This window comes from Bifidobacterium sp. ESL0822 (genome assembly GCF_052606675.1).
Window position 1 is genome coordinate 1,419,198 of record NZ_CP199596.1, and the last position, 24,605, is coordinate 1,443,802.

Genomic DNA, 24,605 nt, shown 5'->3' on the forward strand with positions numbered 1-24,605 from the left:
TCACCCCTTTACTGCTCCAGTAGTGATACCCTCAACGATGTATCGCTGGCAGAGCACATAAAATACGACGACCGGTATGATGGCCAAGACCAGGCAGCCCATCATGGCACCCAGATCGACAGCGCCATAGCCGCCTTTTAGATATTGCACGGCAATCGATATTGTTTTGTATTTTCTGATATCCAAAGTTAGATATGGCAGCAAAAAGTCATTCCAGATCCACATGGTTTCAAGAATGGCCACGCTCATGACAGTCGGCTTCATCATGGGCAGGATGATTCTGAAGAAAGTCTGTGGAACTGATGCACCGTCGATCATGGCCGATTCTTCGACTTCCATTGGCAACGATTTCACAGCTCCTGTAAAGATGAAGACTGCGAGACCGGCGCCGAAGCCCAGATAGATTACCCATAGACCCCAGGGTGTGTTCAATCTGAGCATGTCTGTGATTTTGGACAGTGGGAACATAATCATCTGAAAAGGTACGATCATATTGAACAGGAACAGCACATAGATGAGCTTTGCGAATTTGTTGTTAACGCGGACTATCCACCAGGCGCACATAGATGTGCATAACAGGACCAACAAAACGCTTCCCACGGTCAGAATAATGGTCCACCCGAAGCTGACCAAAAGATTCGTACGCTCAATGCCACGTCGATAGTTTTCCAGTCCTGCATAACTTTCAGCATTGGGCAAGCTGAAAGTTTCTGTGGAAATATATGCCTTTTTCTTAAAAGAGTTGATGATCACTAGGATCAACGGATAAATCCACAACAATGAGACCAGCGAAAAGAACACGGTCCACAAACGGCCGTGACGCAAGGTGCTTTCGCTCACAATGCCACCTCTTTCCTTGCAGAAAGGCGATTCTGAGCAATCGCCACAATCGCAACAATCACGAAGAATATGACAGCCTTGGCCTGTCCAACCCCTTGCATGCCAGCAGTTCCGTAGAAGGTTCGATAGATATTGAGCGTGATCAGCTCGGAATTATTGGATGGAGCACCATTTGTCAATGCGAGGTTCTGGTCGAATGTCTTGAATCCGTTGGTTATAGTCAAGAATGTGCACACCGTGATGCTGGGCATCATCAGGGGCAGAATCACGCGTCGCAATGTCTGACCTTGGCTGGCACCATCTACCTGCGCAGCTTCGATAACATCCCCTGGCAAAGCTTGCAACCCGGCGATATAGATAATCATCATGTAGCCAATTTGCTGCCAGCAGGTAAGTATCACCAGGCCCCAGAATCCATACGTCGCGGAGAAGGTGATAGACCGGTTCCAGAACGACAGCACGCCATTGAGCAGCAACTGCCAAATGTATCCCAGAATGATGCCGCCAATCAAATTAGGCATAAAGAAGATGCTGCGGAACAATGTCGACCCGCTGATTTTCTTGGTCAGCATATAGGCGATCATAAACCCGACAACGTTGATGATGACCGTAGTTACCACTGTAAATAGAACTGTAAGCACCAAAGAATGTATGAATTCCGGGTCACTAAAGACACCTGAATAATTACCAACACCAATCCATTCGGCATCGGTAATGGTAGTGAAGTTTGTGAAGCTTAAGTAGATGCCGAGAATGAAAGGTACTACAAACCCCACCATAAAAGCTACCAAGGTCGGTAAGGAGAACAACATCCACCATTTACGTATGGATTTGCCTATCATCGATATCATTATGTTGCTGACTTTCTGACATGTAACGGTCGTCCACTTTGCCCGGGGCAGCTTTTGAGGCGTCTCTCACGCCGAGGTGGGGGCAGATTCTTGCGTTTTGTACGCATCGAGGATCTGCCCCGTCGCGCGATGTTGTTTTCAGACAACCGCTTTCGTCTGCGATCGATTAGTGGAGTTTCGTGGCAGTCGGCAAGGCACCGGTTGTTTGCTTGACCAGCTTCCAGTCTTTCTGCCAACCATCAATGTAGCTGCGCTCGACATTGTTCCAATCCTTGGTGCCTTGGGTATACTCCAAGAGTGCGTTAGCCAGGTTGTCACCCCACTGAGTGCTGGGAAGATTGAAACTGCGAACCAGTGGCTTGCCTTGCTTCTCATAGGCCCGCGCGGACAAGGTCAGGACATTGTTGGGCTGGTATTTGTCGCTAAATGCCGAGAAAGGCACGGAGAAACTCATCTTATGAGAAAGAGTTTCCTTGCCCTCTTCGGAAGTGACCATCCACTTGATGAACTTCAAGGATGCTTCCTGATTGGCCTTGCTGGTTTTTTTGTTAATAGCCCATGAAGCATCATAAACAGACGCCGGTCCCATTTTTTCTTCGCCAGGAATACCCATCCAATAAGGAAGCATGCCCATATCCTCATCCGCTACCTTGTTATTGCGAATCAATGGATAGGCCCAGACCCCTTCAGGGAAGAAAGCAACCTGTCCCTGGGAGAATTCAGCGACACAATCGTCATAGGTCTTATTGCTGGCTGTCTTTGGATTCGACGGACTGCTGGCAACTTCAAGATCAAAAAGATCCTTGTAGTTCTTCAAATAAGTGCCCTTCAATTCAGGTTTGAAGGTGGTATTGGAGTCCTGATATTCGTAATAAAGCGGTATACGTGACATGTGGGATACGAACCTGTGCTCATCGGAAGCGTCTACCGACGGCGTAGTCACTGCACCTTGCAGGCCCAGATCGTCTTTGTGCTCCTGAATTGAGGTGATCACTTTCTTTAATGTCGAGTAATCCTTGATATCGTCGACACTTTTAACCACGGCGTAGGGTTTGGTCCCATATTCGTTGATGATCTTCTTGTTGTAGATGATGCCGTAATATTCGGCTGCGAAGGGGAAAGTGAAGGAATCGTTGCCGTCCTTCATGGAATACTCCTTGCCGTTCTTATCCAGAAGCTTATAGACATCAGTATCCTGAATGGGCAGCAGATACTTCTTAAATTTCGGGAAGTTATCCATGCCGATACTCAGAATGGTCGGCGCATCCTTCTTGGCTAATTCCGACTGTGTGGTCTGATCCAGTGTGTTGGTCGCTGCCGTGACGATATCAACCTTGATACCGGTCTTTTTTGTGAAATCCTTTGCCAGCTGATGGTACTGATCGGCAACTTCAGATTTGTGATTAAGAAAATAGACTCTTCCCTTATCGGAACTGGAAGCGGACGAACCGCCACCACAGCCCGCCAAACCTACGGCCAGCATGGCTACCGTGGTCATGACGGTCATACTTTTCACGATACCGCTGCGCATATTGCTCACGCTCCTTTGCGAATTCTCATGGACACTTGCAGTATGGCACCTATTGCAACCGTTGTCAAATATGAATAAAACTATCTATTCCTCAACCACAAAAGACTTCGTACTTTGCTGATATTGCAACAATTTTCTTCTACCTACAATAAAAACAACGTATGCATTAACTTCATGTATATTTCTAATTCATTGCTTTCAATGGCAATGATTCGAAGTTATTTTCATGTCCGAAAATCCTTTATTATCCTGCAGACTTTGGTAATTAGTGTCACATAGCGGACTTGATACTTGGCAACAATTCCATTGCAGGAAAGTCACTACAACTCTTAATTGCAATCGTTGTCATCTCTGTAGTATAGGTTATCTATATACCACCTGCAGAAAGAGGAGGCCATAGGCGGCAAATAGAAGTAGTACGGATCGGCATGTCTTTTCGAGCGATCCGATAGAAATATCCATCCAATAATCGTACAGGTTGGCAGTGCAGCCGGCATGAGCAATTAGACATATCGGTGGGGCCACTTACCTGTCGCCGCAGCACAATGTCACAGGAGGAGCATTATGCAGCAGATGCAGAAACGGGACGACTGGTGGAAACAAGCGGTCGTCTACCAAATTTATCCACGTAGCTTCAAAGATTCGAACCAGGACGGGATTGGAGACATCGCTGGAATTACCAGCAAAATAAGTTATCTGGATTACCTAGGAGTTGATGCCATCTGGCTTTCACCCTTCTATCCTTCTGAACTGGTTGACGGTGGCTATGATGTCATCGACTATCGAAACGTCGACCCGCGCCTAGGGACTATGGCGGATTTCGACACCATGACAGCAACGGCTCACTCGCATGGAATCAAAGTCATTGTCGACATCGTCCCCAACCATACATCTGATCGTCACCCATGGTTTCAGGAGGCCCTTGCCTCGCCAAAAGGGTCTGGGGCCCGTAACCGGTATATATTCCGTGACGGTAGAGGGCCTGACGGATCCATTCCTCCCACTGACTGGATATCCGAATTCGGCGGCTCTGCATGGAAGCGAGTAGAAGACGGTCAATGGTATCTGCATATATTCGCTTCCGAACAGCCCGACCTGAACTGGAAGAATACGGATGTCCGTGAAGATTTCAAGCACACGCTACGCTTCTGGTCCGATCATGGAACCGACGGGTTCCGTATCGATGTCGCACATGGGCTGGCCAAGGACGTGTTAAACAGGCCTCTGGAAGAGTTGAACCAATGGACCCTGCAAAACAAAGATAATCCGGATGGGAGCAATCCTCTCTGGGACCGTCCAGAAGTTCATGACATCTATCGTGAATGGAGAAAGGTATTTGACGAATATACTCCGGCTCGCTTTGCCGTTGGAGAAGCTTGGGTCGAGCCGGATCACCAATACCGTTACGCCTCCAAGAATGAATTGGGACAAGTATTCAATTTCGAATTTGCCAAGGCCAATTGGGATTCTTCAGAAATGCGAGATGCGATTGAGGACGGTCTGCAAACAGCCGAACGTTCCCACTCAACTGCCACATGGGTAATGAGCAACCATGATCTAGTCCGGCATGCCAGCCGTTATGCGTTGCCCCAGATTCACTCCCGAACACAGCATCAATTCGCTAAGGACTGGGTGCTGCGAAATGGCGAGTCCTATGAAGAAAACCGTGTACTAGGTACACAAAGAGCGAGGGCCGCTATTCTGCTTGAAATGGGCTTGCCCGGGTCTGTATATATTTATCAAGGGGAGGAATTGGGTCTCTTTGAGGTGGCTGACATTCCTTGGGAACGCCTAGAGGATCCGACAGCCGTACGTTCCAAAGGGGCCTTGAAAGAAAAAGGTCGTGACGGTTGCCGTGTCCCCCTGCCTTGGGATGACCATGACTCCCCAGAGCCAGCAGAATGGAATCATAAATTCGGGCAGAACGGAACCTTTGGGTTCTCCAAGCGCAAATCCAACCAATTCGTAAAGCCGCACCTGCCGCAGCCCTTGTGGTTCGCAAGCTTCTGCGTTAATCGCGAAGAGTCGGATCCATCCTCCATGTTGAATCTCTACAGGCAGGCCATATCTGAACGTGCACGGTTGTTGACAGAGATCCCCGATACATCTCTGAGCTGGCTGACGAACTACGACGACCCGAAGGTAATTGCCTACACCCGATCCTGCAGCAGCGGGAATAGTAAACTAGCCATCATCACCAATTTCGGCGAACACCCTATTCCCCTACCTACCGGTAGCGTAGTTCTTGCTTCAGTAAAAATCGCGGATAACCTTCTTCCTCAAGATGCCACTGCATGGATATTATTGGAGTAAACATCTACGACTGATTCCCGCATTTGAAGGAAAGGTCGACCTGCGAGCGCTGGGACAATGGAAAGGCGGAAACCTTGTGAATGCGACTATTCAGGATGTTGCCGCCTCGGCACATGTATCGGTTTCCACAGTCTCACGGGCTTTCAACAACCCTTCACTAGTATCCGATAAGACAAGAGCACGAGTGCTCGAAGCTGCACGCCAATTGAACTTCTCCATCATGAGATCAGCTACTGTACTGAAATCAGGACAGTCGTTGCGTATCGCGTTGCTAATCAGCAGCCCAATCCAATCCTGGTTCAATTCTTCAATTCTGGAGGGGTTGAACGCAATCTTCAATCCGGCTGGCTATGACATCGCCATACGTCGAATTCTGACCCTCCAAGAACGACAGGAATTCTTCCGCGATCTACCTATCAGACGCAACGCTGATGCAGTCATCGTAACTTCGTTTGACATAGACAAAGACGAAGTTGAACGACTTCATTCGGCGGATGTTCCTCTAATCGGCATCAATTCATCATTGTCGGAACTGTTCGACGCAGCGGTCAATATTGACGATGTGCAAGGAGGCATGCTGCTGGCACGCCATCTCATGTCCTTGGGGCATCGAAATATTGCCTTTATAATCACAGAGATGTATGCTTCAGTACTCCATTTCAGTGCGCAAAAGCGAGTTAATGCCTTTCTCGATACCTGCCGAGCCAACGGAGTAGAACCCACCATTATCAAGGTCGCAGACAGCCATGATCAGATAGATGATGCCTTAACGCAAATATTCAGCCTTACATCCCTTCCCACTGCGATAGCCTGCCAAGAGGATGGCATAGCCGTGCCCTTGATGTTCGAATTGCAGAAGAGCGGCATTGATGTACCAGCCTCGGTCTCGGTGACAGGTTTTGATGACAGCCTGTACGCTCATGAAGTCGGGTTGACTACGATCCATCAGGATCCCATACGACTTGGAAAAATCGCCGCCAGGAAAGCCTTGGACCTAATCGCTGGCAAGAAAATAACCAACCCTTGCGAAACAGTACCCGCCAAGCTAATTCTACGCAGTAGTACATCCCGTCCAAGGCATGAGGCCGAAAGCATCACATCTGGACGACAACCATAATGCACTATAGATTTCTGCCTGATCCGAATTATGTTATACCGTGCAGACTCAATTGGAATCATCAAAACCGCTAAAATAATCCAATATTCATCTTGATCAGACGTTCCACTGCCTGAGCACGCGTTCCCCCTGGTAGATGCCAAGAACACCATAATGCGCCGTGTTCATTCTAAGCAACTGGGCCTTGCTTGGGTCTAAGGCTAACCACTGCGTAGTCAGGATGCGCAGGATATGAGCATGCGCCACCAGGAGCACATGCTGCCCTGCACATACCTGCGGTTCAAGCCAATCAACTATCTCTCGCGCACGAGCAGCCACCTGATCCAGACTTTCACCGCGGGTCACGTGGACTGGGACACGGCTGCCCGAAGGGAGAACAACCACCCGATCCCCGGACAGTTCATCGATGCCCAAGGCCCGTGGGCCGTCGACCCACAGTTTCCAGTCGTGCCCTAGACTAGCCACCACATCTTGGGGACGGTGCCCTTCGGCCGGGCCATAATCCCACTCCACAATCTCATTCATCGTTGCCGAATCAGGAAAGCCTGCGAGCTCGGCTGTCTGCCTGGCACGTTGTAGGGGGCTGGAAAAAACACAACCAGCGTCAAATCCTTTGGGAAAGGCTTTGGCCAGCCTCCGGCCCGCCTCTCTGGCCTGTTCACGGCCTTGGTCAGTCAAAGGGATATCAGTACGTCCCGTATACTGTCCTGTCTGGCTCCAAAGAGTCTGACCATGCCGCAAAAGCACGGCGTAACCCTCACTTTCAGCCGAGGCATCATTGCCCACCGAATTGCTCACCGTATCCATGCATGGTATTTTAACCCCAGGCGTGTGGGATAATGGACCTATGACGGACTCAGGACGGGAACCTGGCAGAATGGCCGACCAAGTGGTCGGCATGCTTCATCAGGTGGATGACAAGGTGAATGACATGCGCAACTCGATTGAATCGGACCCGGAATCGCTGACAGATAAACTAATCAAGTTTGCGCTTCCCAGCATCGCTGCACTGCTGGCAGGCAAGCTCTTCCAGTCTTTTTGGAGTGGAATGGTACGCAAACGCAACGGAGGCGTTGACAACCCCAAAGAAGATCAGGAGAGCGCTACCGCCGGTCTCCTCTTCGGCGTTCTGTCAGCAGCCGTCACTGCCCTTGTCTCTGGTCTGTTCGAGCGGGGTTCCCAGGCTCTGATCAACCACCGCCACCAGCGCTGAAGACATAGGATGCTGACTGGCAGACAGGCTGAGCTGATAACGCTGATTGCGTGATTTTGACGACAAGGTCTTGCATTGCAAGGCGTTGACGGCCAGAATGTCAAAATGACCTTATCAAACGCACAGAAAACCCCGGCCACGAATCCGGCAGACAATCCCACCATACGGACCTTGCTAGAGCGGCGCTCCATCCGCGGATTCACCGACGAACCCGTTGATGATCAGACCGTCGCCCTGCTTGAGCAGGCGGCCCAGCACGCAGCGACCAGCCGGTACTTCCATGAATGGTCGGCCATCAGGATCACGGACCATAATGAAGCACTTGCCATCGCCGATATGGCTCATCAGCGCTATGTCGCCGAAGCCCCGTTGCTCTATATCTTCCTAGCCGACCAACGTCGCAATGCCGATCTGGTCCGACAATTCGCCGATGATCTGGATCCGGATACCACCCTGCTCAATTCTGGGTATGTCTTCCTGCAGTCCCAGAATGATGCGGTTCTGGCCCTGCACGCCATGGAGACCGCAGCCAACGCCCTGGGTCTGGGCGGAGTCATTCTGGGCAGCGTCATTAATGACACAAACAGATTGATTGATTTGCTGAAGCTACCCAAACTGGTCTATCCAGTGTTGGGTCTTGCCATTGGCCACCCGGCCCAGGATCCAGATCCCAAGCCCAGGATGCCTCGTCAGGCGCAAATCTTCACCAACACCTATCAGCGGGCCGACGATGATGCAGATATGAAGAATGCCTTGGCTGACTTCGACCAGACGGTAACCCGCTATTATCGCGACATCCGGCACATGGACGATCCCCATCGCTCATTCAGCGCCATGATGTCCGACAAGGTTCGCAACCCTGCCTCCGGCCATGAACCCATGCTGGATTCGATCCGCCGACAGGGCTTCGACCCAGCCTGTTAGATAACGAAATCCCTACCTGCCAACCAGGCAAACCGTAAGAGTCACCAGCCTGGTTCACCAGTCTTGGGTGAATAGACAAAGTTCAATCGGCCCTAAGCAGCAAGATCAGTGAAATCCAATCCTGCTGCTTGGGGCTGTCAAAATGCATGGGCTATAGAGGCAAGGGCTGCCTCACCTGCGACGGGGCTTGTACCCACGTTTGCGACTATGCGGTTTTGAAGCTCGCGAGACCGCCCTCATGCGCTGGTAGGAGCCCGGCTCATGGCTGGTCAGATGCCAGTTTCCGCAGTAGTCGCAACGGTAGACCCACAAAAGAACGTCGCGTTCGACCATGCTGCGGTCGGCGGCCTGCTGGGCCTTGACACGATCGTGATACATGATCTTGGACGTCGCAGCGCAACGTCGTGGGGTGAAATAATGCATGACAGCGTACGACTACCTTGAAACCGATCCAATTATTGTTCTGAGCATCTTAAGCGTTCACGGCACCCAAAGCCTGACCAGGCAGGCCCTGCCAAATGACGCAAGCAGATGATGCAAAATCAGACTGGCAGGGCGCAATCCTTCATAGCTCGAAGTGGTAAAACTGGGCAGAAACCGGGCAGACGAGTACATCGGCAGGCAGAGATCAGGGCAGGTCGTGACCGGCGCTCAGGTAGAGATCGTACCATTCCTGGGCAGTCAGATCCACATCTGCGCCAGCGGCCATCTGAGTGATCCGTTCTGGATTCATGGATCCCAGGAGAACCTGTATGCCAGCGGGATGCCGCAGAATCCAAGCCACCGCAATAGCGCTCTTGGCTACCCCATGCTGCTGGGCCAGTTTGTCCAGCTCGGCATTGAGTTCAGGATAGCGTGGATTGTCCAGGAAGACTCCGTCGAAGAATCCCGTCTGGAAGGGACTCCAGGCCTGAATGGTCATGGACTTTAGTCGCGAATAGGCCAAAAGACCACCATCATGGTCCAGGCTGGGATCATCACCCATATTGACGTGAATCTCCTGGTCGACCATGCCGGTGTGCCCCAGGCCGAACTGCAGCTGATTGACCTCCAGCCGCTGGCTTACTGCGCTCTGCAGTAAATCCACCTGCATAGGATTGACGTTGCTGACACCGAAGTGCCGTACTTTTCCGCTGGACTGCAACTCATTGAAAGCCTCAGCGAGATCATCCAAGTCGACCAGGGTGTCGGGGCGATGCAGGAGCACAAAGTCAACATGGTCAGTCTGCAGGTTGATCAGCTCCTGATCCAGGGTCTTCAGCAGGTGATCCTTGGAGAAGTCATAACGGGTAATCTTGTCGCTGTCTGGGTTACGGAAGATTCCAAACTTGGTCTGGATGCCCACGCTGTCACGATCTACACTCAAATCCTTCAAAGCCTGTCCCAAGGCTCGGCTGCTGGCCCCAGCATGGTAGCAATCTGCTGTGTCGAAGAAGTCCACGCCCGCATTCATAGCCGTCTCCACAATGGTCCGCGCTTCCTCGCGGCTCTTCTGATCGATCCGCATAACCCCCAAGGCCACACGGGAGGCCCGGAATCCTGACAGTCCTAAATTCATGTATCGCACAATATCCTCCTCGCAATTGACATCTAGAATCGAGTCTACCCGTCCCAGACGCCTCCAACCCTGTGCACTTACTCCAGCAGGTTGCTGCGCAGGGCATCTACCTGGTCTGACCCGAACCCTAGAGCCTTCTGGGCATAGGTGAAGACATCCCCGTAAGCCTCGAGCATGGTCTGTTGGGCATGGGCCAGGTATTCTTTCTTGACGCAGAGCGCAATCTGTAGTGCATCCAGTGAATCCTGGTCGAAGCCCTTGGCGCGGAATAGATCCAGCAATTGATTGTTAGCCTCGACCCGCTCCTCGTTGGTCTTCAGATAGTCCGCAAACACCTGGTCGTCGTCTACCTCCAACAGCCAGAGGACCAAAGCCGCGGCGAATCCGGTTCGATCCTTGCCGGCGAAGCAGTGGAAGAGCGTGGCACCCTGGGTGTTGCCCACGACGATGCGCAGGAAGCGCCCATACCCCTGCTGGGCCGCAGGATTCGTGACCAGGTCATGGTAGACATTCAGCATGTGGCCGTTGACCTGATCCGCCGAACCCAGCGATGCGAAATCGTCCAAACTGGCACTGTTGGTGCCGCTTTGCTCCAACAAATCGATGTTGGTGAAGGTTACGCCGTCAATCCGATCATCCGGGCTTTCCTGTATTTCGAAGGGCCTGCGGAAATCCACGACCTGGGTCACCTGATAACGGTTGACGAGCTCTTGTTTGGTCTCCTCGTCCAGGCCGACCAGCTGTCCTGACCTGATGAACTTGTAAGGACGCACCTGACGGCCGTGGATGGTCCGGGTGCCTCCCAGATCACGAAAATTGGTGATATTCATCAATGACCTCCTCGAGATCAGCCCTGCCTCCAAGCTAACCCCGCCTTCAGAAAGGACACGGGAACTCAGTGTGCCAGCGCGCAATCAACAGCAACAAGCATTGCAACCAAGGTACCATCCCCCATGCTGTGCAGACACGCCATAATCTGTCAACGGGAGGCTCTTCTGAGGAACTCGGTTGGGTTTCATTCACTGCTTTGCAGTGAGGGCCTGCCTGATGGGTGTGCTGCCACCGACGATGTTGTAAATCCTGTTCGCGGTCTGGGGGAGATCGACGCAGTCGGCCAGGCATTGTGCCACGTCGGGAATCGGTATGGGCCCGGGTCCGTCCGGCTCCACCTTGATGGTTCCTGTGCCTTCCTGCTCGGTGAGACTGCCTGGCTCGATGATGGTGTAGTCCAGCCCGGAGGTGATCAGGTACTGGTCGGCCATGTTCTTGGTCACGTAGTAGTCGGCCAGGGCGTCGATGGCTGGTTTGACCTGTGGCTGCTCCCAGCGCAGCCAGTCCGCTGCATACATGGCCCCCAGCATGATGTACCTGGTGATGCCGACCGCTTTAGCGGCCTCTATGGTCTTCATGGCTCCCAGTGCGTCGATCTGATTGATGTCCTTGCCACGTGAGCCTGCGGTGAAGACGATGACGTCCGCATTCGACTTGCGGAATGCATCGGTGACTTGGGAGAGCGGGTCATGCAGGTCCAGGGTCATGGGCTCCACCTGCCGGCCTGCTGGAATCTTCGAGGCTCCCCGAGCGCAGGCGACCACCTCGTGGCCCGCTTTGACCAGGTCCTCGCAGGTCGATGCGCCCACTCGGCCGGTGGCTCCTACAAGAATGATTCGTTTGCCCATGCTCATCCGCTTTCTTCGCATATGTGTTTGCGTATATGATTCGGCTACTTCTCATTCTAGATCTTGTGGGCATAAACGACAGGCGGTAAAACCGGCCTGAGCTTCCGCACCCGTGTCTGCAAATCTTCAATTGCAGACTGCTGGTGCGGAGCAGCCTCTCATTGCTCAGCCTGATTGTGGCCGCTCATTTCCCGTGAGGCTTTGTGCACGTATGCAACATTGCCCGACCTGGGTCTGAGAAGATATGGAAAAAGGGAGGTCTCTTCAGGTTTATCCTCCTGAAGAGACCTCCCTATGTAGGTGTATTAGCGGCGGTGTGCTACTCTCCCACACTCTTCCGGGTGCAGTACCATTGCCGTGCTGGGTCTTAGCTTCCGGGTTCGGAATGGGACCGGGCGTCTCCCCCAGGCCATGACCGCCGCGAATCTTCGGTTCTTCCAACCCCGTGTGGGGGGATGGGGTCTCCTGGCGGCTTGGGGACCGGATGGTGGACGCGTGTTCCGTGTGTTCGATCGCCTGTGGCCGTTCGTGTTCATTGCCGCAGGCAGGCTTCGCAGCAGGGGTTGATGCCGCCGCCCCTCCCGGGGGCGGGTGTTGTGTTGTCCTCGACCATTAGTGCCGGTCGGCTCCGCCCCTTGCGGGGTGTCCACGTCCGGTCTATCGACCATGTGTTCTGCATGGGGTCTTCAGAAGCCCGGAGGCTTCATGGAATCCTTATCTTGGAGGGGGCTTCCCGCTTAGATGCTTTCAGCGGTTATCCCATCCGAACGTAGCCAACCGGCCGTGCCGCTGGCGCGACAACCGGCATACCAGAGGTTCGTCCACCCAGGTCCTCTCGTACTATGGGCAGGGCTCCTCAAGATTCCAACGAGCGCAGAGGATAGAGACCAAACTGTCTCACGACGTTCTGAACCCAGCTCGCGTGCCGCTTTAATCGGCGAACGGCCGAACCCTTGGGACCTGCTCCAGCCCCAGGATGCGACGAGCCGACATCGAGGTGCCAAACCATCCCGTCGATATGGACTCTTGGGGATGATCAGCCTGTTATCCCCGGGGTACCTTTTATCCGTTGAGCGATGCCGCGTCCGTACGCCGGCACCGGATCACTATCTCCGACTTTCGTCCCTGCTCGACCCGTCGGTCTCGCAGTCAAGCTCCCTTGTGCGATTGCACTCGACACCCGATTGCCAACCGGGCTGAGGGAACCCTTGGGCGCCTCCGTTACTCTTTGGGAGGCAACCGCCCCAGTTAAACTACCCGCCAGGCACTGTCCCTGGCCGGGATGACCGGCCGAGGTTAGAGGCCAGATGAGGACAGAGCGGTATTTCACATTCCGGCTCCACGGATGCTGGCGCACCCGCTTCGAAGCCTCCCGCCTATGCTACACAGTCCGCACCTAACGCCAATACCAAGGTATAGTAAAGGTCCCGGGGTCTTTTCGTCCTTCTGCGCTTAACGAGCATCTTTACTCGTACTGCAATTTCGCCGAGCTCCTGGTCGAGACAGTGGGGAAGTCGTTACGCCATTCGTGCAGGTCGGAACTTACCCGACAAGGAATTTCGCTACCTTAGGATGGTTATAGTTACCACCGCCGTTTACCGGGGCTTGAATTCACCGCTGCCCCCCCCGAAGAGGGATGACGGATCCTCTTAACCTTCCGGCACCGGGCAGGCGTCAGTGCATATACAGCGACTTACGTCTTCGCATGCACCTGTGTTTTTGGTAAACAGTCGCTACCCCCTGGTCTGTGCCGCCCCCACCGGCTCCGCGCGCAAAGGCGCCTCACCGGCCGGGGCCTCCCTTATACCGAAGGCACGGGAGTGATTTGCCGAGTTCCTTGACCAGGATTCGCTCGATCGCTTTGGTATACTCTACCTGACCACCAGTGTCGGTTTGGGGTACGGGCGGCGCCACTCCTCACGCCGAAGCTTTTCTCGACGGAACGGCACACCGGATTCGGGGCACAAGACCCCCCATCATCACACCTCGCGCTCATGCCGGGCGGATTTGCCTGCCCGACGCGCCGCATGCTTGACCACGGATAACCACCACCGCGGCCCGGCTCCCGTTCCGTGTCACTCCCGCGCTACCCGCCACGCATCCACACGCCGGTCCCATGCCATCGGACGGTCCGAAGACCGCCACCCGACACAGGTAAGGGCATGCTTCCACGTCTTGGATTGGACGGCTTGACGCCGGTAGGAGAATATCGACTCCTTCATCCATTCGACTACGCCTGTCGGCCTCGCCTTAGGACCCGACTCACCCGGGGACGACGAACGTGGCCCCGGAACCCTTGGTCATCCAGCGGACGGGATTCTCACCCGCCTCTCGCTACTCATGTCTGCATTCTCACTTCCACGCGGTCCACGGCCGGCTCACGCCGCCGCTTCGCCCCACGCGGAACGCTCTCCTACCCAGCACAGCGAACTGCGCTGCCGCGTCTTCGGTGGCGTGCTTGAGCCCCGCTACATTATCGGCGCGGAACCACTAGACCAGTGAGCTGTTACGCACTCTTTCAAGGATGGCTGCTTCTGAGCCAACCTCCTGGCTGTCTATGCGACTCCACATCCTTTCCCACTTAGCACGCGCTTGGGGACCTTAGACGACGATCTGGGCTGTCTCCCTCTCGACGACGGAGCTTATCCCCCGCCGACTCACTGCCGCGATACACCTCACACGTATTCGGAGTTTGGCTGCTGTCGGTACCCGATACGGGCCCTCAAGCATCCAGTAGCTCTACCCCATGGAGGCACTCACGCGACGCTGCACCGAAATGCATTTCGGAGAGAACCAGCTATCACGGAATTTGATTGGCCTTTCACCCCTAGCCCCAGGTCATCGGCCCGGTTTTCAACCCAGGTCCGTTCGGTCCTCCACGCGGTCTTACCCGCGCTTCAACCTGCCCAGGGCTAGATCATCCCGCTTCGGGTCCAGGACACGCGACTGGAAACGCCCTTATCGGACTCGCTTTCGCTACGGCTGCCCCACACGGGTTAGCCTCGCCACGCACCACTGACTCGCAGACTCATTTTTCGATAGGCACGCCGTCACCCCGAAGGGCTCCGACGGATTGTAGGCACACGGTTTCAGAAACTCTTTCACTCCCCTCCCGGGGTGCTTTTCACCTTTCCCTCACGGTACTCGTACGCTATCGGTCAGACAGGAATATTCAGGCTTACCCCACGGTCGGGGCGGATTCACACGGGATTCCACGAGTCCCGCGCTACTTGGGAACAAGGACCGGCAGGCGGCGCGCCTTCGGCTACGGGGCCATCACCCTCTACGGCCGGGAATTCAATCCCGTTCGCCTCACACGCCGCTTTATCACTGCCGCCGGGCCCGTCGGAGCCCGGACGCCAAGTCCCACAACACCCATGCCGCAACCCCCGACGGGTATCACACGGCACCGGTTTGGCCATCATCCGCTTTCGCTCGCCACTACTCACGGAATATCCTTTCCTGCAGGTACTGAGATGTTTCACTTCCCTGCGTACCCCCCGCACGAATGCGGTGCCGGCCCATCACGGCCGGCGGGTTTCCCCATTCGGACACCCTCGGATCAAAGCCCTGTCGGCGGCTCCCCGAGGCCTATCGCGGCCCCACGCGTCCTTCATCGGTCCTGTCTGCCAAGGCATCCACCATGCGCCCTTGCCGACAACACGACCACAGGCCATGCCACGACAACAACAACTGCGAACTGCCAGACGACAAATCATCACACTAAACGATCACAAAACGATCGACCCGAACCCACTCACATGGGCCCGGACGAAACAATACAGCAGACAACCGGCCTCACAGCCGGCCATCCGCTCGCGTCCACTATCCAGTTCTCAAGCCACCAGCGCGCCGCCGGGACCCGCCACGGGGCAACACCCCATGAGGAACCCGACGGGCGACGGGAACACCACCCACAAGGGTGGCGGCCCGGGAACCCAACAGCGCATCCATGCCACAGCCTCAAGACCGTTCCACGCCAGCACGCCCACACCATCCGGCCGACCGGCCGGACCCGCAGGCACGACCCCCACGCATCACACGCGGGGGATTTCCAGAATCTCCGTAGAAAGGAGGTGATCCAGCCGCACCTTCCGGTACGGCTACCTTGTTACGACTTAGTCCCAATCGCGGACCTCACCTTAGACGGCTCCCCCCCTTGCGGGTTGGGCCACCGGCTTCGGGTGCTGCCCACTTTCATGACTTGACGGGCGGTGTGTACAAGGCCCGGGAACGCATTCACCGCGGCGTTGCTGATCCGCGATTACTAGCGACTCCGCCTTCACGGAGCCGGGTTGCAGGCTCCGATCCGAACTGAGACCGGTTTTCAGGGATCCGCTCCATGTCACCATGTCGCATCCCGTTGTACCGGCCATTGTAGCATGCGTGAAGCCCTGGACGTAAGGGGCATGATGATCTGACGTCATCCCCACCTTCCTCCGGGTTAACCCCGGCGGTCCCCCGTGAGTTCCCACCATAACGTGCTGGCAACACGAGGCGAGGGTTGCGCTCGTTGCGGGACTTGACCCAACATCTCACGACACGAGCTGACGACGACCATGCACCACCTGTGAACCGGCCCCGAAGGGAAGCCGCGTCTCCGCGGCCGTCCGGCACATGTCAAGCCCAGGTAAGGTTCTTCGCGTTGCATCGAATTAATCCGCATGCTCCGCCGCTTGTGCGGGCCCCCGTCAATTTCTTTGAGTTTTAGCCTTGCGGCCGTACTCCCCAGGCGGGATGCTTAACGCGTTAGCTCCGACACGGAACCCGTGGAACGGGCCCCACATCCAGCATCCACCGTTTACGGCGTGGACTACCAGGGTATCTAATCCTGTTCGCTCCCCACGCTTTCGCTCCTCAGCGTCAGTGACGGCCCAGAGACCTGCCTTCGCCATCGGTGTTCTTCCCGATATCTACACATTCCACCGTTACACCGGGAATTCCAGTCTCCCCTACCGCACTCCAGTCCGCCCGTACCCGGCGCCGATCCACCGTTAAGCGATGGACTTTCACACCAGACGCGACGAACCGCCTACGAGCCCTTTACGCCCAATAAATCCGGATAACGCTTGCACCCTACGTATTACCGCGGCTGCTGGCACGTAGTTAGCCGGTGCTTATTCGAAAGGTACACTCACTCTCGCTTGCTCCCAATCAAAAGCGGTTTACAACCCGAAGGCCGTCATCCCGCACGCGGCGTCGCTGCATCAGGCTTTCGCCCATTGTGCAATATTCCCCACTGCTGCCTCCCGTAGGAGTCTGGGCCGTATCTCAGTCCCAATGTGGCCGGTCGCCCTCTCAGGCCGGCTACCCGTCGAAGCCTTGGCAGGCCATCACCCCGCCAACAAGCTGATAGGACGCGACCCCATCCCATGCCGGTAAACCCTTTCCCACACCATCATGCGACGGTGCGGAGCATCCGGCATTACCACCCGTTTCCAGGAGCTATTCCGAAGCATGGGGCAGGTTGGTCACGCATTACTCACCCGTTCGCCACTCTCACCACCAAGCAAGCTTGGCGGATCCCGTTCGACTTGCATGTGTTAAGCACGCCGCCAGCGTTCATCCTGAGCCAGAATCAAACCCTCCACAAAAAACCATGAAGAAGGCCGAAACAGCCCACATCAATAATTGACGGGCCGGCTTCCATAAGGAGGAAACCAACCCACGAAAAACCCCGACACCCCTCACAACGCTCCCACGTACCCGACAACAGCCGGGCGGGCATCGGACTGGCAATCAAAAAGCTATAAGTAGCACAAACACGCTCTTGAGTTCTCAAACCACCACCACACCAACAAGCGTTCAGCTTCCTCCCGGAAGAAGAACCGCCGTGTTGAGCAGCAAGAGATAAACTTACCACGAGCCGGCCAAAACGCAACCCGGCCCCTCCGAAAAGACCCTCAAAACAAGCTATAACAAGCCCTCAGACGGCGTGTCGTTGCATGTCCCTTTTTAACTTTAGACGTCGCGAAGATTGGACTTCAGCGCACTGACACGGCTTCATGCACACATTTTATTCACAAAGTGACGATCGGGTCCCAGCGCCATTTGCGTGTCGGCTTAGTCCCTTCATAGTCCTTTTGAACTCTGCTCATAGTCGGCTGTATCCAATGCGGAGTTCACCTTCCGTTCTCGACCGCCAGTCATCCACAGCCTACGAATATGAATGTTGATATAGATGTATGTTCGCGCACTATGTTGGTCTGCGAGTCATGGATTCTGTTGACGGATGGTAAGACGGGTGTATGAGCACAACAATTGCAGTACTGACCGGGGCGGGAATCTCGACTTCCGCCGGCATACCGGATTTTCGCGGGCCTGACGGGGTTTGGACCAAGCATCCCGATCAGATGAACGTTTATGACTTGGATCTGTTCATGAGTGACCGGAAGCAGCGGGAGTATTCATGGCGGTGGCAGAAGGAGTCACCAGTATGGAAGGCCCAGCCCGGAGTAGCGCACAAGGCACTGGCTAGGCTGGAGCAGGCAGGCATGCTGAACCTGCTGGCTACGCAGAACTTCGATGCCCTCCACGAGAAAGCCGGCAACTCCGAGGATGTCATCATCAACCTTCACGGGACCATCGGCAGCTCCCATTGCATGAAGTGCGGTCAGGCATATCGGACGGCCGACATCATGGCCAAGCTCGATCAGGAACCCGATCCACACTGCCACAAGCCCATGCCCTACCAAGGCAACATGCCTTGCAACGGCATCATCAAGACTGATGTGGTCTATTTCGGTCAGGCCCTGCCCGAGGGAGCCATGGAAAAGAGCATGAGGCTGGCCAGCCAGGCCGATCAATTCTGGGTGATCGGCTCCACCTTGGAGGTGTATCCGGCGGCCTCACTGGTGCCGGTGGCAGCCCAAGCAGGTGTGCCAATCACCATCATGAACATGGGTTCAACCCAGTATGATTCTCTGGCAACCCGACTCATCCATGAACCTATCGAAGAAGCGTTGCCCAAACTCGTCGACAAAACTATTGCCGGACAGGAATGATTCGCTGACTGCTCCGCGCAATCGCTGGAACAGATCTGCGATCTGCAGATTTCTGATGGGCTCTGCAAGAACCTGCGGGGCCCGCTATGGCAATCCTTGCGCCGTCTTCCGTTTCACTACGGGCAGACTCCGCCTGTACCGGTCCCCTGTCAGCGTCGCTTTGGAACCCCGGCACCCCTATCACGCGGATACTCTGCATCAGGTAGCAAACCCCTGCCCCAGAAGAAGGAGAGCGAATCGACTCCGGAAGCCAAAGTCTTCCCGCCCGAGCAAAGCTATGATGCCCTGGACATGCCCTTATCAGCACCGCCGAGTACTGGGGCAAGATACCGATAGGGCCCATGAAATTCGAACAGGAATAACCGTGCTCCCCTGCCCCTCTGCTTCCAACTCACCCCCGTCCTCCTATCCATCCACCCATTCGCAGCACCGACAGAGTCGATTCTTTGCTCCAAAACACCCTAGCCACGCCACAATGATCAGCGGGCACCCCGCTGACTTCCAGCCATACATCCCATTGGAGCCTTTTCATGCCCGATAGCATACTTTTAGTAGAGCCATAAGCCTGAAGCACACTGTCCCAACAGAGCTCCGACGCTTCCGATATAGAATCTAGCCCTCAGATAGTCACCAAGTAGATTAAACGTGTAATAGTCGAGCTCAAACTCGCCTGAAAGACATGATCACAAGTCCGAATTCATCGGCAAAAGCACCGACGCCTCTCGCCTGCTGAAGAAACGACCGATTATCGCTTGACAAGTACTACAGTATTTGTCAATCGCATCACATTTTGCGATTGCATTTGATAAACGTATATCGACTAAGGGGTTGTTGATTATGGGTACTGTAACTAAGGAAAACGAAGAGTTAGTGGACGGAGTCTGTACCTTTATTTTGCGTTCCCGAAAGGGTGACGGTGGTTTAACTGTGTTGAATTATGGACATCCATATTCCCAGTCATTAACGTGGAAGTTATGATATGAAAAAGTTGCTGTCGCCGTCCGTAATGTTTTCGTTCATTCTTGCTTTGGTGATGGCTATCGTACTTGGTAGTAACTATTATGCACTGCCTGATGTAGTGCCAACGCACTGGAATGCTCTTGGGAAGGCTGATTCTTGGGGGGAAAAATATACCGTTCCGATTTTCCCTGCAGTCATTGTGTGTGCGGTGCTCATTGTTCTCATTGCTCGATCTGTACTCGTGATTAAACAAAGTGTTGGACGAGCGGTTGACTCTATTGATGTTTATCTTCCTGTGGCCACTGCCGTTTCAGGGTACGCTGCAATGGTGATACTTAGTAGTTCAATGGAGCATCAATCACCAGCTTTTAGAAATCCAGTGAATCAGTTTATTGTTGCTTTTTCGGTGCTTCTTGTACTGTCAGCCATCACAACAGTTCCATCAAAAAGGACTCTTCTGCAAGAACCCGGCAATGGAGATTGCCTTATGAAACTGTCAATTCGGACAGTAAAAATCATATGGGTTTCTGATCTTCTTTTTGTTGGAGTCGCAGGTCTTGTTGTCGCAGTATTGATATCGATGACTGGCTTCATAGCTCTCATGTTTGCCTTGATTGCCGTCTTCTTATTACTTATCGGTGTTGCAGCAGCGTTTGTCATATCCAACAATTAAAAATCGGATCCATTAGCAATAGTTTTCAAAAAAGAAAGCGAAATTCAATGGTAGCAGCACTTTGTGTATTGATGATGGTTTTGGCAATTTACTTTGTGTGGCTGTACCGAAAGGCGAAGCTGGGTAATTTACGCAGAAACGGGCAAGTCGGATTAAGGACTAAAGCCATAATGTCATCTGATGAAACCTGGGGATATATTCACTCCAAGTATTCTTGGTTGTTCCTATTGGAAGCCGTAATCATGGCATTGATGTCGATAGACTTGGCGTTTAGTTGTATTTTCACCAAGGGTGTCAGCGCATTTGATCCCACTTGTTTGGTCATACTTTGGGTGTTGCTGGTAATAATGCTTGGAGCAGCTGCCGTTATTGGAATTTATGCAAACAGTGATGCCAATAATCATAATAAGCGGGGATAGAGTTTCGGATATCTGAACCAGGCTATGTGTCGTAACAAGCAAAATAGTGGATTGATTCTGGCGTTCCGCCACTGATTACGATACGTAGCCTGGTTTATCTCTTATGTATCGTGAACGACCCAAAAACAGCCCACCAAACGTAACCACCCAAGCATCAGACCCACCAGCAATCACGAAACCACCATCATCAACACACCCCAAATGCACCAACCAGCGCAGACAGCAATCACGTCCAGATAAGCCACAATCAGACCAAATTCAAGAGATGGACCTTGAATGCAATTTGAGGGACTTTGAATGCAGCAAACCCTCTTAGCCCCACGCGCATTAAATCTAATCAGAGATCCCCTATATACCTATACTAGAAAACTTGAATTTTTGATTTTGATTTTGACGGTGGATGACTTCGCTTCGCGGTCATTGGAGAGACGCTCATCGAGAAGCTGCGCGAACAGATTAAGAGCGTGGCCGGAGAACTGCAATCGCTGCTGGACGAAACGAGGAGACATGGGCAAGAACCCGAACCAGAGCAACGAGGAGAACCTGAGCGCGCAACTGCGCGAGACGAGGCATTTACTCGAGGAGCTCGGGAACTACCAGGGCACGCAAATGCATCTCGCCACTAGCAGCCAGGTGAACCGCAAGGAGCAGTTGGAGGCGATAACCTCCACGACGGAACAGGCCAACCAGATGCTGTTGATCAGCTTGCAGCGATTAGAGGACTCAGGCGACAGGCAGAACGAAGCCTCAAGGAAGGTCATCCTCTCTGACTACAAGGCGTTCGAGGAAAGCGTGGAGCAAACGGCGAGCAGGAACGAAACACAGCTCAGAAAGATGAACGACGAGCAGCGGCACGTGAACGAGCAGCTCTTAAGCCTGCAGAGCAAGCAGAACAGCAGGCTCGACTCGCTCGCCCACGACGTCACACGACACCTCGACGAGGCCCTGGCCTCACTCGATAGACAGGCCAGCGAGCAGATCAGACGAATGGGCAACCGGCTCGACTGACATCAAATCCGCAACTGGCTGACCGCCACCATCCCCACCAGTGTCATCACCAGCGACATTCTCTACATGATTCCGCACTACATCCACTAAACATCCCATGCTCATGGTGTGAGTGTAACCAAGCAAACTGGTCTTTTATGTGTTGTTCGAATTCCGGCAGGGTATTGTTCCAGGAGTGGTGGCGTCATCGTACCAGTTCGGATTTCCACATCGGTGTCAGTGACATGAGAGCAGTCTCAATGTGCGAGAGGCCGGAATGAGTTAGCTGTGTTTATGGAGTAGAATAGTCAGCGGTAGAACGTTTTCGCCTCATATTTGCTTTCAAAGGAGAAGACTATGAGGAAGTTTGGGAAAGTTGTTGCTTCATGAATGGCAGCTCCTGCCTTGTCGGCCGGCATGTGTCTACTCTTTGTTTTGGGTGGGTGAGGTGATTTGCGAATTCACTGGATTCAACGGTTGACGGTTTGGGCTTCCTTGATTCTCACCATGGTGGTGACATTCGAGATGCTTATCACTATCGACCAGGAGCTTCCGGCAGGTACCGGTACCTCTTTCACCGTCGAGAGGGTTGATACCGCGACGAAGGCGGATGCTGTGCGTGCGATTGCTCAAGCATCAAGAAATTTAGGGATTAATGTCTTCAAAATCCAACCTTCATTTCGTGATTCAATGAAGTCTCGTGTTCTCGTGGCCTTTGTGGGTGACCAAGAGTCTTTTCAACGAAATGGAGGGTACGATTATCCTTCCTTTTCAACGCGTGACCAGTCAACGAAAGTAGTTTCTTTTGAAGAGATTACCACCCAGGACTTGCGCGGAAGCTATGCGACCAATGCGGATAGGTCACATATGGAACAGCTCGCCAAGGCTTTGTCACGTTCCCGGATAGTGGTTGACGAATCACAAAGCCTCTGGTCACGAGGCTTCTGGATAGCTGCGATGATATACGCGTTAGGGAGGGGTGGCCTTTGGGCGGGAGTCGCCATCATCGCCATCACATTGGTGGTTTCCACCGCGTATTCCCTGTCTAGGAACAGGAAGATACATGCGGTCAAGGCGATGCATGGTTATACCAGCGGAAGGATACTCGTCGGCGAGCTGGTTTCACTGCTCGCCACGCTCGCCGTGGGATTGATGACGATTACCCTGGTGGGATTACCTTTCCTCTGGCTTATCAATAACTTCCACCAGATTTGGCGACTCCTTCGAGCGCTGTTTGTCGCCGTGGCTGTATTGACGGCCTATCTTGTCTTCCTGGCGTTGGTTTTGGGTGGTGCCAGTACATTCCGCGATCGAATACCCGCTGTTCTGAACGGAGAGGGTAACGAACTTCGTGATGGCATCATCGCGGGTTTTGCCCAGTTCATGGTGGTGGCTGTTCTCTTTGGCACCATCAGCGGGTCTCTGAATAGGATCAGCGCGGTACAGAGCACCAGCCGGTCCTTGGCACAGTGGTCTCGCATCTCGGATCAATATGTCCTGAGGTTTTCAATCAACATCACACAGGAGGATATGCTCCGGGCAGCGTCTCCCCTGATGAAAGTGATCGAGGATCTTGACAGCAGAGGGAAGGCGATGCTGGTCGGGTATAATAAATTTGGCTCCGATTATTACGATGATCCTTACGAACCGGACGGATCCGATTCGATGATAGTGAGCCCGAACTATCTTGACAAACAACCCATTGCCGGACTTGATGGGAAACCGGTTAGAGTGGTTGGAAAAGATATCGGGGCTTTCACACTCCTGGTGCCTTCATCATATAAAGGGGACCCCGGAGCCTTGTTGAAGAAATATGCCGAATATTTCAAGACACAGTGCCAACTGGGTGTTACCCAGAAACAGAAACCATATTCCTGCAACCCTCACGGCGTCTTGGTCCGCACACGTTCGGACCAAGACATATCTCTCTTCTCGGGAACGCAGTTCATGCCTGCGGAAGATCAGCAGAAGCTGTCTTTGAAAGATCCAGTGGTAGCCGTCACATCCCCATCGTCAGGGTTGATCAGCCCCATGGTATACCTGTCATACACATCAAGCGATAGTGTATTGTTCTCTGATCCGGAACTCCTGCAAAGCAAGCTGGACCATTATGGAATCTCCGGATACTTCCAGGGTATTGACAACGCCAAAGACTCGGTGGCGTATACGTTGTCATTATCCAGGAACGAGCAACGCGGGGACATTATAGCCATATCGTTCGGTCTGGCCGCTGCCATGATGGCCATCCTTGTGTGCTCGGCCGCGTATTGCGCAAGACGACGCAGGCTCTCCTTCGTCCAATTCATCCATGGATACGGGTTTTTCAGAAGACATGGAGGCTTCCTTATCATGCAGAATACCGGGGTACTGCTGACCCTCATGGCAGTCGGCATGATCGGCTCGATGAACAAGGTTGCGGATCTGGTGGCTGGAACATTGCTCTTCGCCGGATCCAGCCTCATCATGGCCATTACCGTATCGGCATACGAATCAAGGTTCCGTGCCGACGACATCAAACGCCCGTGAATCCGCGGTG

General features: G+C 53.7%; 17 protein-coding genes and 3 rRNA genes. 9 read left to right on the forward strand and 11 right to left on the reverse strand.

Features of this window, described 5'->3' with window-relative positions; genetic code table 11:
* From ACUIAF_RS05575 to ACUIAF_RS05585, 3 genes are all read right to left on the reverse strand, one after another.
* Positions 1 to 840, reverse strand: coding sequence for a carbohydrate ABC transporter permease (locus tag ACUIAF_RS05575; RefSeq protein ID WP_445338080.1), 840 nt, complete (start codon positions 838 to 840; stop codon positions 1 to 3).
* Complete coding sequence (locus tag ACUIAF_RS05580; RefSeq protein ID WP_445338081.1) at positions 837 to 1,691, reverse strand: carbohydrate ABC transporter permease; 855 nt, start codon at positions 1,689 to 1,691, stop codon at positions 837 to 839. The genes ACUIAF_RS05575 and ACUIAF_RS05580 overlap by 4 nt, the downstream gene beginning before the upstream one ends.
* A 166-nt stretch (positions 1,692 to 1,857) precedes the next feature.
* On the reverse strand, positions 1,858 to 3,222 hold the full coding sequence (locus tag ACUIAF_RS05585; protein ID WP_445338082.1) for an ABC transporter substrate-binding protein: 1,365 nt from the start codon (positions 3,220 to 3,222) through the stop codon (positions 1,858 to 1,860).
* Positions 3,223 to 3,786: 564 nt separating this feature from the next.
* On the opposite strand from ACUIAF_RS05585, the gene ACUIAF_RS05590 reads away from it, so the two are divergent.
* Together ACUIAF_RS05590 and ACUIAF_RS05595 are read left to right on the forward strand one after the other, a co-directional pair.
* Positions 3,787 to 5,535 (forward strand): glycoside hydrolase family 13 protein, encoded by a 1,749-nt coding sequence (locus ACUIAF_RS05590; RefSeq protein WP_445338084.1) that lies wholly within the window; start codon positions 3,787 to 3,789, stop codon positions 5,533 to 5,535.
* Between the two features lie 76 nt (positions 5,536 to 5,611).
* Entirely contained in the window at positions 5,612 to 6,652 is a 1,041-nt protein-coding gene (locus ACUIAF_RS05595) for a LacI family DNA-binding transcriptional regulator (protein ID WP_445338085.1), read from the forward strand.
* A 96-nt stretch (positions 6,653 to 6,748) separates the two neighbouring features.
* Here ACUIAF_RS05595 and ACUIAF_RS05600 read toward each other — a convergent pair whose 3' ends face one another.
* Entirely contained in the window at positions 6,749 to 7,459 is a 711-nt protein-coding gene (locus ACUIAF_RS05600; protein ID WP_445338086.1) for a histidine phosphatase family protein, read from the reverse strand.
* A gap of 40 nt (positions 7,460 to 7,499) precedes the next feature.
* Between ACUIAF_RS05600 and ACUIAF_RS05605 the strand changes: the two genes are divergently transcribed.
* The gene (locus ACUIAF_RS05605; protein ID WP_445338088.1) at positions 7,500 to 7,865 is read left to right on the forward strand and encodes a DUF4235 domain-containing protein; all 366 of its coding nucleotides are present in this window, start codon (positions 7,500 to 7,502) and stop codon (positions 7,863 to 7,865) included.
* A 105-nt stretch (positions 7,866 to 7,970) separates the two neighbouring features.
* On the forward strand, positions 7,971 to 8,789 hold the full coding sequence (locus tag ACUIAF_RS05610) for a nitroreductase family protein (RefSeq protein ID WP_445338089.1): 819 nt from the start codon (positions 7,971 to 7,973) through the stop codon (positions 8,787 to 8,789).
* A gap of 171 nt (positions 8,790 to 8,960) precedes the next feature.
* Here the strand turns inward: ACUIAF_RS05610 and ACUIAF_RS05615 are convergent, their stop codons facing one another.
* The 7 genes from ACUIAF_RS05615 to ACUIAF_RS05645 form a co-directional block, all read right to left on the reverse strand.
* A complete protein-coding gene (locus ACUIAF_RS05615) occupies positions 8,961 to 9,212 on the reverse strand; it encodes a hypothetical protein (RefSeq protein WP_445338090.1) in 252 nt (83 codons plus the stop codon).
* 205 nt (positions 9,213 to 9,417) lie between these two features.
* Entirely contained in the window at positions 9,418 to 10,356 is a 939-nt protein-coding gene (locus ACUIAF_RS05620) for an aldo/keto reductase (protein WP_445338091.1), read from the reverse strand.
* Between the two features lie 68 nt (positions 10,357 to 10,424).
* The gene (locus ACUIAF_RS05625) at positions 10,425 to 11,177 is read right to left on the reverse strand and encodes a tyrosine-protein phosphatase (RefSeq protein ID WP_015021183.1); all 753 of its coding nucleotides are present in this window, start codon (positions 11,175 to 11,177) and stop codon (positions 10,425 to 10,427) included.
* A 189-nt stretch (positions 11,178 to 11,366) separates the two neighbouring features.
* Positions 11,367 to 12,032, reverse strand: a complete 666-nt coding sequence (locus tag ACUIAF_RS05630; RefSeq protein ID WP_445338093.1) for an NAD(P)H-binding protein — start codon at positions 12,030 to 12,032, stop codon at positions 11,367 to 11,369.
* Positions 12,033 to 12,332: 300 nt separating this feature from the next.
* Positions 12,333 to 12,449 (reverse strand): 5S ribosomal RNA (rrf, locus tag ACUIAF_RS05635).
* Positions 12,450 to 12,619: 170 nt separating this feature from the next.
* Positions 12,620 to 15,691, reverse strand: a 23S ribosomal RNA gene (locus tag ACUIAF_RS05640).
* A 404-nt stretch (positions 15,692 to 16,095) separates the two neighbouring features.
* Positions 16,096 to 17,620 (reverse strand): 16S ribosomal RNA (locus tag ACUIAF_RS05645).
* The 16S, 23S and 5S rRNA genes sit together here, the layout of an rRNA operon.
* A 654-nt stretch (positions 17,621 to 18,274) precedes the next feature.
* Here ACUIAF_RS05645 and ACUIAF_RS05650 point away from each other — a divergent pair.
* The 5 genes from ACUIAF_RS05650 to ACUIAF_RS05670 all read left to right on the forward strand — a co-directional run bounded on the left by ACUIAF_RS05650 (position 18,275) and on the right by ACUIAF_RS05670 (position 24,595).
* Positions 18,275 to 19,030: a Sir2 family NAD-dependent protein deacetylase gene (locus tag ACUIAF_RS05650; RefSeq protein ID WP_445338095.1), complete on the forward strand. Its 756-nt coding sequence runs from the start codon at positions 18,275 to 18,277 to the stop codon at positions 19,028 to 19,030.
* 979 nt (positions 19,031 to 20,009) lie between these two features.
* Positions 20,010 to 20,663: a DUF1648 domain-containing protein gene (locus tag ACUIAF_RS05655; protein WP_445338096.1), complete on the forward strand. Its 654-nt coding sequence runs from the start codon at positions 20,010 to 20,012 to the stop codon at positions 20,661 to 20,663.
* 47 nt (positions 20,664 to 20,710) lie between these two features.
* Positions 20,711 to 21,082 (forward strand): SdpI family protein, encoded by a 372-nt coding sequence (locus tag ACUIAF_RS05660; RefSeq protein WP_445338098.1) that lies wholly within the window; start codon positions 20,711 to 20,713, stop codon positions 21,080 to 21,082.
* Between the two features lie 507 nt (positions 21,083 to 21,589).
* Positions 21,590 to 22,090, forward strand: a complete 501-nt coding sequence (locus ACUIAF_RS05665; RefSeq protein WP_445338100.1) for a hypothetical protein — start codon at positions 21,590 to 21,592, stop codon at positions 22,088 to 22,090.
* Between the two features lie 486 nt (positions 22,091 to 22,576).
* Entirely contained in the window at positions 22,577 to 24,595 is a 2,019-nt protein-coding gene (locus ACUIAF_RS05670; protein WP_445338102.1) for a bacteriocin-associated integral membrane family protein, read from the forward strand.
* Positions 24,596 to 24,605: the final 10 nt, after the last annotated feature.

What these genes read in the sequence shown, in the direction of transcription:
- ACUIAF_RS05665 (WP_445338100.1), top strand. Translation starts at nt 21,590, where the DNA reads ATGGGCAAGAACCCGAACCAGAGCAACGAGGAGAACCTGAGCGCGCAA.
- ACUIAF_RS05660 (WP_445338098.1), top strand. Translation starts at nt 20,711, where the DNA reads ATGGTAGCAGCACTTTGTGTATTGATGATGGTTTTGGCAATTTACTTT.
- ACUIAF_RS05615 (WP_445338090.1), bottom strand. Translation starts at nt 9,212, where the DNA reads ATGCATTATTTCACCCCACGACGTTGCGCTGCGACGTCCAAGATCATG.
- ACUIAF_RS05670 (WP_445338102.1), top strand. Translation starts at nt 22,577, where the DNA reads ATGGTGGTGACATTCGAGATGCTTATCACTATCGACCAGGAGCTTCCG.
- ACUIAF_RS05610 (WP_445338089.1), top strand. Translation starts at nt 7,971, where the DNA reads ATGACCTTATCAAACGCACAGAAAACCCCGGCCACGAATCCGGCAGAC.
- ACUIAF_RS05630 (WP_445338093.1), bottom strand. Translation starts at nt 12,032, where the DNA reads ATGAGCATGGGCAAACGAATCATTCTTGTAGGAGCCACCGGCCGAGTG.
- ACUIAF_RS05650 (WP_445338095.1), top strand. Translation starts at nt 18,275, where the DNA reads ATGAGCACAACAATTGCAGTACTGACCGGGGCGGGAATCTCGACTTCC.
- ACUIAF_RS05585 (WP_445338082.1), bottom strand. Translation starts at nt 3,222, where the DNA reads ATGCGCAGCGGTATCGTGAAAAGTATGACCGTCATGACCACGGTAGCC.
- ACUIAF_RS05625 (WP_015021183.1), bottom strand. Translation starts at nt 11,177, where the DNA reads ATGAATATCACCAATTTTCGTGATCTGGGAGGCACCCGGACCATCCAC.
- ACUIAF_RS05600 (WP_445338086.1), bottom strand. Translation starts at nt 7,459, where the DNA reads ATGGATACGGTGAGCAATTCGGTGGGCAATGATGCCTCGGCTGAAAGT.
- ACUIAF_RS05580 (WP_445338081.1), bottom strand. Translation starts at nt 1,691, where the DNA reads ATGATATCGATGATAGGCAAATCCATACGTAAATGGTGGATGTTGTTC.
- ACUIAF_RS05590 (WP_445338084.1), top strand. Translation starts at nt 3,787, where the DNA reads ATGCAGCAGATGCAGAAACGGGACGACTGGTGGAAACAAGCGGTCGTC.
- ACUIAF_RS05605 (WP_445338088.1), top strand. Translation starts at nt 7,500, where the DNA reads ATGACGGACTCAGGACGGGAACCTGGCAGAATGGCCGACCAAGTGGTC.
- ACUIAF_RS05655 (WP_445338096.1), top strand. Translation starts at nt 20,010, where the DNA reads ATGAAAAAGTTGCTGTCGCCGTCCGTAATGTTTTCGTTCATTCTTGCT.